Genomic DNA, 11,684 nt, shown 5'->3' with positions numbered 1-11,684 from the left:
AACGCCGAGCAGGAGGTCGAGCTCGCCAAGCGCATCGAGGCCGGCCTGTTCGCCGAGGAGCGCCTCAACTCCGGCGACAAGATCGACATGAAGCTCAAGCGTGAGCTGTGGTGGGTCGGCCAGGACGGCAAGCGGGCCAAGAACCACCTGCTCGAGGCCAACCTGCGCCTCGTGGTGTCGCTCGCCAAGCGCTACACCGGTCGCGGCATGCTCTTCCTGGACCTCATCCAGGAGGGCAACCTCGGCCTGATCCGCGCCGTCGAGAAGTTCGACTACACCAAGGGCTACAAGTTCTCGACCTACGCGACGTGGTGGATCCGGCAGGCGATCACGCGCGCCATGGCCGACCAGGCCCGCACCATCCGCATCCCGGTGCACATGGTCGAGGTCATCAACAAGCTCGCCCGCGTCCAGCGGCAGATGCTGCAGGACCTCGGTCGTGAGCCCACCCCGGAGGAGCTCGCCAAGGAGCTCGACATGACCCCGGAGAAGGTCGTCGAGGTCCAGAAGTACGGTCGCGAGCCCATCTCGCTGCACACCCCGCTCGGCGAGGACGGCGACAGCGAGTTCGGCGACCTCATCGAGGACTCCGAGGCCGTGGTGCCGGCCGACGCCGTGAGCTTCACCCTCCTGCAGGAGCAGCTCCACTCGGTGCTGGACACCCTGTCCGAGCGCGAGGCCGGTGTGGTGTCGATGCGGTTCGGCCTGACCGACGGACAGCCCAAGACGCTCGACGAGATCGGCAAGGTCTACGGCGTCACGCGGGAGCGGATCCGGCAGATCGAGTCCAAGACGATGTCCAAGCTGCGGCACCCCAGCCGCAGCCAGGTGCTGCGGGACTACCTCGACTGAGCGACCCCATGACCTGACGGACGAGGCTGGCATCCCCACGGGATGCCGGCCTCGTCCGCGCTCGTGCGACGGCGGGTGAGGGGCGTCGGGATCGCCGACGTCAGCCCGGCGTCAGGACGTCGAGCCGCGTCCCGCCGAGGGCAGCAGTGCGGCCCGCAGCCGTTGCGGCCAGGACCGGGTGCGGGCAAAGGTCCGGCGCACCACCTGGGCGTCGGCCTGCACCTGGCGGGGGGACGCCGACGCGCCGGGCGGGGCGTAGCGCGCCCGCTCGACGGCGGCGAGCACCCGGGCGAGGGCCCGCTTGCCGTCGTCGGGGAGCAGGGCATACCGGTCGTAGTGCGAGGTGAGGGTTCGCGGCGTCATACCCGTGGGTGGGCCCACACCCAGGTCGCGCAGCTGCTCGGCCAGGGTGGTCCAGTGCGACTCCACCGCCGCCGCGGGGGACCCGGCTCTCGCGAGCCGACGCCGACGCACCCGCGCCGCGCGCAGGGGGGTGACGGCCAGGGCGACGGCAGCGAGCAGGAGCAGCCCCAGGGTGTTGATGCGCGCGGGGGTGAACCAGCCGCGCAGCCGGTCCAGCAGCCCGGGCTGGGTCGGCGCCGCGGTCGAGGTGTCGGTCTCGGCGGGGCGCGGGCGGGCGCTGGACGTCGTGGTGGGGGCGGACGTGGACGCCGTCGCGGTGGGGGCGGTCGGAGGCGTCGCCCAGGCCGGGGGCAGCCCGGACCGTCCACCCGGCGTCGGCTCGAAGCGGGTCCACCCGGCCCCGTCGATGAACAGCTCGGGCCAGGCGTGGGCATCGGCCGCCCGCACGATGCGGGTCCCGTCGGGCTGCAGCGATCCTGGCAGGAAGCCGAAGACGACGCGCGCCGGGATCCCCTGGGAGCGGGCCATCATCACCATGGCCGAGGAGAACTGGGTGCAGTAGCCCCGACGCGTGCGGAGGAAGTGGCTCACCGCGTCGGGCTCGACGCCCCGCTGCCGCTCCTCCTCCGTGAGCGGCGCGAGGGTGAGGCTGTAGACGAAGGTCGGCGAGCGGAGGTACTGCTGGATCGCCATGGCCTTGGCGTAGGCGCTGTCCGCGGCGCCGTAGCGCTGGACGTCGGGGGAGGACAGGACCTCCCGGGTGGTGCTGTCGACGAGCTCGCGCGAGGCGGGGTCGACGTCCAGGTAGTCCCCGTCGTTGAAGGCGGAGGTCGCGTACGGCTGCTGTGCCGCGGAGCCTCCGGCGGCTCGGGACAGCTGCTCGGGGGTCAGGGTGGGGACGGCGTAGGAGACGGTGTAGTCCTCCGCGGCGCGGCCGACGGACACCAGGCCTGTCGTCGCGTCCCGCCGCCAGGGGACGTCCGTGCCCACGGCCAGCGCCGGGACGGGCGCCGCGAGCTGCGGCGGACGCATCACGGTGTTGTCGCTCACCCGCGCCGTGACTGCGCGGTGCGGCAGGCCCGGGGCGATCCCGTCGGGCAGTCCGAGCGCCCGGCCGGGGGCGGGCTGACCCTGCCCGGAGGGGGGCGGGGTCGGGATCATGCGCCAGTGCCCGTCGACATACTGCTTGGCGATGGTGACCGCGAGCGGGGGCGGCTCGCTGCCGTCGCTCGTGCGGAGGGTGAGCACGGGCCGGGGGTCGCGCGACCCCAGGCTGCGCGTGATGTCGACGTCCGAGGTGAAGCTCAGGCTGCCCCGGCCCGCCTGCTCCTGGCGGCCGAGGCCCTCGGTGAGGAACCTCGTCTGGATGTCCGGGAGCAGGGCCTGTATGCCGACGGCCGCCAGGACGACGGCCACCGCGACGAGCCGGGACCGCCGCGAGAACCTGCTGACGACGGTCGCGGCGTCGTCGGCACCGGACCCGCGGGAGGGGGCTGCAGCGAGCGTGGCCCAGCGGCGCAGCTGGGACCCGTGCTGCTCGACGAGCAGCAGCAGCCACAGCAGCGCGAGGGCGAGGAAGTACATCGCCGGCAGCGCCACCCCGGTGTTGACCACGGCGACGAGGTAGACGACGAGGAGCGGGAACCCGGCGACGGTGGCGGCCCGTCGCGCCACGACCAGGTGGTCGACCAGGATCGCGACCAGGCCGGTGAGCAGCGAGATCAACGTGACCAGGCCTCGCGTGGGAGGGGCTGGCGCGGCATAGCTGCGGATGGTGCGTCCGGCCTCCTCGAGACGGTCGACGAGGCGGTCCCCGACGTCGGTCCAGGGGAGTCCTGCAGGTCCGCTGCCGAGGTCGTGCAGCAGGCACACCGCGAGGCAGACCCCGACCAGCTGGGCCAGGACCACGCCCCAGGCGGGCACCCGCAGCGATCGCAGGCCCGCCCCGAGGAGGGCGACGAGGGCGACGACCAGGAGGGTGGGGCCCGTCCAGCTGGAGTCGCGCAGCAGCGTGCCGATGGGCCAGGCGGCCACGACGACGGCGAGGGCGCAGAGGGCGGTCTCGCGCAGGTGGGCCCGGGTCATCGGACGCTCCTGCCGGTGGACGAGGCGATCTGTCGCCAGGCCAGGGCGGGCACGGTGCCGTGGCCGGCCACCACCGCGCGCCAGCCGTAGCGCCGCAGGAGCTCGACGCTGGCGGCGGCGGACAGGTGGCCGGTGCGGGCCGGGCCGGACGGGTGGGCGAGGTGGCTGGGCTCGGCGCCCGGCGCCGAGACGTCCGGACGACCCTCGACGGGGCGGCCGAAGGTCGGGCTGTCCACGACGATGGCCAGCGACGCCGTCCCGGTGCGGTGGGTCGCCGCGAGCGCCTCGAGGTCGGTGCGGCTGCCCGGGCCGACGACGGCGACCACCAGACCCACGGCTCCCCGGGACAGGACGCCGGCGGTGCTGGCCAGCCCGTCGTGCTCGGCCAGCACCGTCCGCGCGAGGGTGGTGAGCGCCTCGTCGAGGGTGACCGGGCGCTCGTGGCCGGTGTCCGGCTCGGTGACGAGGTCGACGTCGTAGCCGTGGTCCTGCAGGTGACCGACGACGGAGGCGACCGTCGTGACGGCCCACTCGAAGGAGCTGTGCGGACCCTCGCCGGCGTGGGCGGTGACCCGGCGGTCCAGGAGCACGGCGGCCCGGCGCCGGGAGGGCTGCTCCTCCTGACGGACCATGAGCGACCCGGTGTGGGCGCTGGCCGGCCAGTGGATGCGGCGCAGCTCGTCCCCCTGGCGGTAGGGACGGATGGTGACGTCGTCCTCACCGTGCAGGGCGACGGTGTCGGCGACGTCGTCGTCCTGGCCGGGGCCCGAGCCCGGCAGCGCGGACGCGTCCAGGGGGAGCACCTGGGGGACGACGAGCACCGTCCGGGACCCCGGCAGACGGGTCAGCCGGCTGGTCAGCCCGAACCCGTCGCGCACGCGCACCGAGATGGGCCCGAGCGCGTGCTCGCCGCGCACGACCGAGCCGATGGGGTAGTGCATGACCTGGTGCTCGCCGGGACGCAGCGACGGCACGACGAACCGGGGCCGGTCGCCGAGGGGATAGGCCACGTGCTCCTGGGCGAGCACGAGCGGGGAGCGCCGGCGCCCGGCGTTGCGCAGCGTCAGCGTGACGGTGCCGAGCTCGTCGACGGCGAGCCGGCCGGGGGCGACCTCGCGCTCGACGTGCAGCCAGCTCGCGGGACGCCGGGACAGGGCCCAGGCGCCGGCGGCGAGCAGCACGAGCACCGTCCCGATGCGCAGGAGGTCGCCCAGACCGAGCGCCGCGCCGGCCCCGAGCAGCACGACGCCCGAGGCCAGGAAGGACTGGCCTCGGGTCGTGAGGACTCCGTCGGGACGTGGCATCGGCCGGTGCGACGTGGTCAGCGCGAGCCGGGACGACGGGTGGCGACGCCGACCACGGGCACCTGGGCGAGCAGGGTCTCGATGACGTCCACCGCGGCGCCGTGGGCGCCCCCGAGGCCACCCGCGCCCCCGGCGGGGAGGACGCGGTGGGCGAGGACCGGGACGGCGAGCTGCTGCACGTCGTCGGGCAGCACGTGGTCCCGGCCGGCCATCGCGGCCCGGGCCCTCGCCGCGCGCAGCAGGTGGAGCCCGGCCCGTGGGCTGGCACCGAGCCGCAGGCCGGAGGAGCTCCGGGTCGCGCGGACCAGCTCGACGACGTAGCGCTGGATCGCCTCGCCGGCGTGCAGGTGGCGGACCGACTCCACGAGCTGCTCGATGGTGCCGGCGTCCGTGACGGGGGCGAGGTCCCGCAGCGGACGGTGCTCGCCGTGGGCGGCCAGCATGGCGGTCTCGGCGTCGGCCGTTGGGTAGCCCATGGAGAGCCTGGCCATGAAGCGGTCGCGCTGGGCCTCCGGCAGGGGATAGGTGCCCTCCATCTCGAGGGGGTTCTGGGTCGCGAGGACCATGAACGGCCGGGGCAGGGGGCGGCTCACGCCGTCCGTCGTGACCTGCCCCTCCTCCATGGCCTCCAGCAGCGCGGACTGCGTCTTGGGGGAGGCGCGGTTGATCTCGTCGCCGATGACGAGGTTGGTGAAGACGGCACCCGGCCGGAACTCGAAGCTGCGCGTCTCCTGGTTGAAGACCGAGATGCCGGTGATGTCGCTGGGGAGCAGGTCGGGGGTGAACTGGACGCGGCGGACCGAGGCGTCGACGGCGCCGGCGAGCGCCTTGGCCAGCATCGTCTTGCCGACCCCGGGCACGTCCTCGAGCAGCAGGTGGCCGCCGGCCAGCAGCACGGTGACGGCGGTGCGGACCTGCTCGTCCTTGCCCGCGATGACGGTGGACACGGCACGGCACACGGCCTCGGCGGCCTCGGCGACCTCGGTCGCCGTGCTCAGGTGCTGCGTCTCGGTGCGATGGATCACGGGGCCCCCGTCAGGTGCGGTCCGGTGCCGGGTCCACCGGGACGTCAGCCCAACTCTAGGGACATCGCGGCCGGTGACAAGGCGAAGCCGCGGTTCCCCACTTCCCACCACCACGCGCCGCGCGGTGGGCGTTCGGGGCCTCGCCGCGTCCGACACCCGGTGATTTGTTCCCTTCGTCCGGGCTGGTCGGCCCGCCCGCCCCACCGGTGCTCCACTTCTTACCACCGCCTCTGACCTGCGCGTATGACGAAGAAATAACGGCGAAACGCGTGACTGACGATTGACCGTGGTGGGTGGTGGAGTAAAGTGGGGGATATCAGAGCACGCGGCAAGCCGACGGGGAGGGGGCCACGATGTTCCTGGGCACCCACAACCCGCGCCTGGACGACAAGGGCCGGCTCTTCCTCCCCGCCAAGTTCCGCGAGCGCATGGCCGAGGGCCTCGTCGTGACCCGTGGCCAGGAGCGCTGCCTTTACGTCTTCCCCATGGACGAGTTCATCCGCGTCTCCCAGCAGCTGCGCTCCGCCCCGATGACCAGCAAGGCCGTCCGCGACTACCTGCGCGTCTTCCTCTCCGGCGCCTCCGACGAGGTCCCCGACAAGCAGGGCCGCATCACGATCCCGGCCGGCCTGCGGCAGTACGCCGGGCTGAGCCGCGACTGCACCGTCATCGGTGCGGGCGAGCGCGTCGAGGTCTGGGACACCGAGGCGTGGGAGCGCTACCTGTCCTCCACCGAGCAGGCCTTCTCCGACCAGGCGGAGGAGGTGGTCCCCGGACTGCTGTGATCCCTGGCGCCCGGCCTCCACCCGCTCCTCGTGCCCCGCGGCACCTTCCCCGGTCTCGGGACACATCGAGCGGAGCGGTTGGGGACCGGACGCCAGGGCCCCTCGTCCGAGGGCCCACCTCCACCAGCCACCCAGCACCACGCAACCAGCACGACCGACACAGCAGCACCCGCGAGAGAAAGGAGGGCCGACGTGCAGCAGGACGACGCGCGCACCGGCGCCGAGGGACGTCACGTCCCGGTCCTGCGCGATCGCATCGTCGGCCTGCTCTCCCCGGCCCTGGCCCAGGACGTCGACGGCCGACGCCCGGTGTACGTCGACGGCACCCTCGGCATGGGTGGCCACGCCGAGGCGGTGCTGGCCGCCTGCCCGCAGGCCCGCCTGGTCGGCATCGACCGCGACACCGAGGCGCTGCGCCTGGCCGGCGAGCGGCTCGCCGCCTTCGGGGACCGCGTCGACCTCGTGCACGCCCGCTACGACGAGATCGGCGAGGTGCTCGAGGACCTCGACGTCGACGGAGTGCAGGGCGTGCTGCTCGACCTCGGCGTCTCCTCCCTGCAGCTCGACGAGGAGGACCGCGGCTTCGCCTACCGCGTGGACGCCCCGCTGGACATGCGGATGGACCAGTCCACCGGGACCACTGCCGCCGACGTGCTCAACACCTACGCCCACGGCGACCTGGCCCGCGTCCTGCGGACCTACGGCGAGGAGCGGTTCGCCAAGCAGATCGCCTCGGCCGTGCTCCGCGAGCGCGAGGTCGAGCCGTTCACCACGTCGGGCCGGCTCGTCGAGCTCCTGCGCCGCACGATCCCGGCGGCCTCGCAGCGGCAGAGCGGGCACCCCGGCAAGCGCACCTTCCAGGCCCTGCGCATCGAGGTCAACGGCGAGCTGGCCTCCCTCGAGGCCGCCCTGCCCGCCGCCGTGGACGCGCTCGCCGTCGGCGGCCGCCTGGCCGTCCTCTCCTACCACTCCCTCGAGGACCGGCTCACCAAGCAGGTCCTCGCCGCGGGAGCCCGCAGCACGTCGCCCCCCGGCCTGCCGGTCGAGCTGCCCGAGCACGCGCCATACCTGCGTCTGCTCACCCGCGGTGGCGAGGAGCCCGGCGACGACGAGACGCGCGACAACCCTCGCGCCGCGTCGGCCCGGCTCCGCGTCGCCGAGCGCGTCCGCACGTCCCCGCCCACCACCCGCCCCACCCGCGTCGACCGGCCAGCCCACCGGAAGGGACACCGTTCATGAGCCTGCTGCAGACCGTCAGCCCGCGCACGGCACCGACCCGCACCTACGATCGTCTCGTCGGGCAGCGTCCCCACCTGGAGGTCGTGCGCATGGCTGGCCGGAGAGCCTCCCAGGTCCCCTTCGTGGTCCTGGGAGCCGTGCTGCTGACGCTCGGTCTGCTCGCCGCCCTGCTCCTCAACATCACGCTGTCCCAGGGCTCCTACGCCCTCAACGACCTGCAGGACCGGTCCGCGACGCTGCGCGACCAGTCCGCCGCCCTGCGCCAGGACATCAACGCGGTCTCCTCGCCCAACCACCTCGCGACCAAGGCGCAGGAGCTGGGCATGGGGCCGGCGGACTCCCCGGCCTTCCTCGACCCCGTCACCGGCAAGGTGTCCGGCGTGGCGAAGCCCGCGACCAAGACCGCCGAATTTACCGTGGTGTCCGGCAGCCAGGCCGTCGCTCCGCAGGCTCGGCCCGACGACTCCACCATGGCCGCCGCGTCCGCCGTCTCGGGCCTCGGGCTTGGCAACGGGCTGGTGGGTGGCCTCGCCGGCCTGGCCGGCTCGGCCGCGACCCGCTGAGCCGCGTCGCAACCCGCCGATCGGGCCCGGGCGGTCGATGATGGTGTCGGCGGGCAGCGCCATACGCCATATGCAGGACCAGAAGCAGGCAGGACCGACGCGCCCGCAGGGCGCACGAAGGATCGAGGTGAGCGCGTGACCGCGACGCGACCCACCCGCAAGGGCGCCCGGGTCACCGGGTCCCGGGCGCGGATGCACCCCAGGCGTCGGGTCCGCTCGATGTTCATCGTGTCCCTCCTCGTGCTGACGGTCTTCGCCGCGCAGCTCGTGCGGCTCCAGGGGTTCGACGCCGCAGCGATGTCGGCCAAGGCCCTCGAGCAGCGCAGCGCCAAGCGCACCCTCCCCGCGGCGCGCGGGCAGATCACCGACAGCAACGGCACCGTCCTCGCCGAGTCGATCGAGCGCTACACCCTGATCGTCGACCAGCAGGCGGTCAAGGAGTACCAGAAGCGCCTCACCCCCAAGGGTCCCCGCACCAAGGTCGGCGCCCAGGGCGCGGCGGCCGACGTCGCCCCGCTCCTCGGGCTGCCGGTCGCGGACGTGCAGGCCCGGCTGAGCGGCGAGCGTCGGTGGTACCCCGTCGCCACCGACATGACGCCGGTGGCCTGGCGGCAGATCAAGAAGCTCGGCATCGGTGGTCTGTCCGCCGAGCTCACGACCAAGCGCGTCTATCCCGCCGGCACGGGCGCGGCCTCGCTCGTCGGCGCCATGACCAACGCCGGCGCCCCCGTGGGCGGCGTCGAGCAGCTGATGAACTCCGTCCTGGCCGGCAAGCCGGGGGAGCAGCGCTACGAGACGACCCCGTCCGGGCTCAAGATCCCGACCGGCAGCGAGTCCCACACTCCGGCCGTCCCCGGTCGCAACGTGCAGACCACCATCGACGCGGACCTGCAGTTCGTCGCGCAGAACGCCCTCGCGCGGGCCGTCACGCAGCGCGAGGCGCTCAACGGCTACGTCGTCGTGCAGGACGTCCGCACCGGCAAGCTGCTCGCCGTCGCCAACTACCCGACCTTCGACCCGGCCGACCTCGGCAGCCTCTCCCGGGGCGGCACCGTCTCCAACAAGGCCTTCCAGGAGAACTTCGAGCCGGGCTCGACCGCCAAGGTCATGACCATGGCCGCGGTGCTGCAGGAGGGCGTGGCCAAGGCGGATACCCCGGTCACGGTGCCGTCGGAGCTCCCGCGCTCGGACAAGGTGTTCAAGGACTCCTCCGAGCACGGGGTCCAGAAGCTCACGCTGAGCGGTGTGCTCGCGACCTCGTCCAACATGGGCACGATCCTGGCCGGTGAGAAGCTGCCGGTCAGCAAGGTCATGGAGTACTTCGGGAAGTTCGGCCTGGGCCACCTCAGCGGCATCGGCTACCCCGGCGAGCAGGCCGGCGTCGTGCCCAAGAACCCCACCGGGTCGCAGCGCTACACCGTGATGTTCGGGCAGGGCATGAGCCTCAACGCCGTCCAGTCCGCCAGCGTCTTCCAGACCATCGCCAACGGCGGGGGGCGCATCCCGCCGACGCTGATCAACGGGCAGACCGAGCCGGACGGCACCTACACCCCGGCGAAGGCTCCCGCGCAGCAGCAGGTCATCTCGGCCCCCGTGGCCAAGACGCTCGGCGAGATGATGGAGTCCGTCGTCTCCGACGAGGGCACCGCCGGTGCCTACGCCTCCATCCCGGGCTACCGGGTGGCCGGCAAGACCGGCACCGCCGACCGCTACGACGAGCAGGCCGGTCGCTACCTCGGCCACACCGCCTCGTTCATCGGGTTCGCGCCCGCCGACCAGCCCCGGTTCGTCGTGTCCTGCACCCTGCAGCGGCCGATCAAGGGGCACTACGGCGGTCAGACCTGCGGCCCGGTATTCACCGAGGTCATGAAGACCGCCCTGGAGAAGTACCAGGTCCCGCCGAGCGGCAGCCCCGCACCGCGGCTGCCTGCGACCTTCGACGGGTTCTCGCTGCACGAGGACAAGACTTCGACAGGCACGACCGGCTCGACCGGCTCGACCAGGTCGACTAGCCCGAGGAGCCCCGCGAGGACCCGCACGACCACGCAGGCACGATAGGTTCGTTCCTCGTGGCAACCCCCTTCCCCCGCCCTGCCCACGTCCGAGCCCTCGCAGCGACCGATCTCGCGCGCCGGCTCGACGGCGTCACCCTGCGGACCGTCTCCGGCGCCCCCGCGTCGGACCCGGCGGTCCGCGGCGTCACCCTCGACTCGCGGTCGGTCCGCGACGGAGACCTGTATGCCGCCCTGCCCGGCGCCAACGTCCACGGCGCCAGGTTCGTGGCGCAGGCCCTCGCTGCCGGGGCGGTGGCGGTCCTGACCGACGACGCCGGGGCGACCCTGGTGGGCGACGAGCTCGGGCCGGCGACCGGTGACCTCCCGCTGCTGGTGAGCCCCGATCCGCGGGCGGCGCTGGGACGCGCGGCCGCCGAGGTCTACGCGCGACCGGACGGGACGCGGCTCGACGTCTACGGCATCACGGGCACCAACGGCAAGACCACCACGGCCTACCTGGTCGACGGCGGACTGCACGCCCTTGGCCGCCGCACCGGTCTCGTGGGCACCGTCGAGACCCGCATCGGCGACGAGCGGCTGCGCAGCACCCGGACGACCCCCGAGGCCAGCGACCTGCAGGCGCTGCTCGCCGTCATGGCCGAGCGCGGTGTCGAGCGCTGCACCATGGAGGTCTCGAGCCACGCCCTCGTCATGCACCGGGTCGACGGCGTCGTCTACGACGTCGCGGCCTTCACCAACCTCTCGCAGGACCACCTCGACTTCCACGGCACGATGGAGGACTACTTCGCCGCCAAGGCGTCGCTGTTCACCCCGGAGCGCTCCCGCCGTGGCGTGGTCGTCGTCGACGACGCGTGGGGCAGGCGCCTGGCCGAGCGGGCCACCGTCCCCGTGACCACGGTGTCGGCCACCGGGGCGGACGCCGACTGGCACGTGCGAGACCTCGGCGACCGTGCCTTCCTGCTCACCGACGGCGGCGGGACCAGCCTCGAGCTCGTCTGCCCGCTGCCCGGCGACTTCAACCAGGTCAACACCGCCGTGGCCGCGCTCCTGCTGCACCTCGGTGGCGAGGACCTGGCCGAGGCCGCGCGCGCCGTCTGCGAGGACCCCCACGTGCCCGGCCGTATGGAACGCGTCGAGACCGGCCGGCCCGACCAGCCCCTGGCGGTCGTCGACTTCGCCCACACCCCCGAGGCGGTGGGGGCGGCCCTGCGGGCGCTGCGTCCACAGACCCGGGGCCGGCTCGTCGTCGTGCTCGGCGCGGGCGGTGACCGGGACCCCGGCAAGCGGCCGCACATGGGTGCCGCCGCGGCCGCCGTCGCCGACCTCGTCGTGGTGACCGACGACAACCCTCGCTCGGAGGACCCGGCCGCCATCCGCGGGGCGGTGGCCGGCGGCATCTCCGACGCGCTGCAGGACCGGGTGCGGGTCGTGGCGGGGCGCTCCCCCCCGCCCC

The 11,684-nt window shown here is 73.7% G+C and carries 9 protein-coding genes; 6 read left to right on the top strand and 3 right to left on the bottom strand.

The features are described 5' to 3' along the window. Nucleotides 1–852, top strand: an 852-nt coding sequence (locus tag B2P18_RS11395; RefSeq protein WP_286959537.1) for an RNA polymerase sigma factor, incomplete at its 5' end; no start/stop codon positions are given. A gap of 111 nt (nucleotides 853–963) precedes the next feature. On the opposite strand, the gene B2P18_RS11390 is transcribed toward B2P18_RS11395, so the two are convergent. The 3 genes from B2P18_RS11390 to B2P18_RS11380 are packed head-to-tail and all read right to left on the bottom strand — an operon-like array spanning nucleotide 964 to nucleotide 5,626. Further along, nucleotides 964–3,300, bottom strand: coding sequence for a transglutaminaseTgpA domain-containing protein (locus tag B2P18_RS11390; protein WP_286959528.1), 2,337 nt, complete (start codon nucleotides 3,298–3,300; stop codon nucleotides 964–966). Continuing rightward, the gene (locus B2P18_RS11385; RefSeq protein WP_286958571.1) at nucleotides 3,297–4,604 is read right to left on the bottom strand and encodes a DUF58 domain-containing protein; all 1,308 of its coding nucleotides are present in this window, start codon (nucleotides 4,602–4,604) and stop codon (nucleotides 3,297–3,299) included. The genes B2P18_RS11390 and B2P18_RS11385 overlap by 4 nt, the downstream gene beginning before the upstream one ends. Nucleotides 4,605–4,621: 17 nt before the next feature. Continuing rightward, nucleotides 4,622–5,626, bottom strand: coding sequence for an AAA family ATPase (locus B2P18_RS11380; RefSeq protein WP_286958637.1), 1,005 nt, complete (start codon nucleotides 5,624–5,626; stop codon nucleotides 4,622–4,624). 356 nt (nucleotides 5,627–5,982) lie between these two features. Here B2P18_RS11380 and mraZ point away from each other — a divergent pair, with 356 nt between their 5' ends. The 5 genes from mraZ to B2P18_RS11355 form a co-directional block, all read left to right on the top strand. Beyond that, entirely contained in the window at nucleotides 5,983–6,414 is a 432-nt protein-coding gene (gene mraZ / locus B2P18_RS11375; protein WP_019287181.1) for a division/cell wall cluster transcriptional repressor MraZ, read from the top strand. Between the two features lie 192 nt (nucleotides 6,415–6,606). Then, complete coding sequence (gene rsmH, locus B2P18_RS11370; RefSeq protein ID WP_029211449.1) at nucleotides 6,607–7,653, top strand: 16S rRNA (cytosine(1402)-N(4))-methyltransferase RsmH; 1,047 nt, start codon at nucleotides 6,607–6,609, stop codon at nucleotides 7,651–7,653. Further along, nucleotides 7,650–8,216, top strand: a complete 567-nt coding sequence (locus B2P18_RS11365; RefSeq protein WP_239266410.1) for a hypothetical protein — start codon at nucleotides 7,650–7,652, stop codon at nucleotides 8,214–8,216. Before rsmH ends, B2P18_RS11365 begins: the two co-directional genes overlap by 4 nt. Before the next feature lie 135 nt (nucleotides 8,217–8,351). Then, nucleotides 8,352–10,274, top strand: coding sequence for a peptidoglycan D,D-transpeptidase FtsI family protein (locus B2P18_RS11360; RefSeq protein ID WP_286959498.1), 1,923 nt, complete (start codon nucleotides 8,352–8,354; stop codon nucleotides 10,272–10,274). A gap of 11 nt (nucleotides 10,275–10,285) precedes the next feature. Then, nucleotides 10,286–11,684 (top strand): UDP-N-acetylmuramoyl-L-alanyl-D-glutamate--2,6-diaminopimelate ligase (locus B2P18_RS11355; RefSeq protein ID WP_286959493.1); only part of this gene is annotated, 1,399 nt, incomplete at its 3' end.

Source organism: Arsenicicoccus sp. UBA2120 (assembly GCF_002330965.1).
Taxonomy (GTDB): domain Bacteria; phylum Actinomycetota; class Actinomycetes; order Actinomycetales; family Dermatophilaceae; genus Arsenicicoccus; species Arsenicicoccus bolidensis.
Note: the sequence above shows the minus strand (reverse complement) of the source record. Positions and strands in the feature narration are given on the sequence as shown.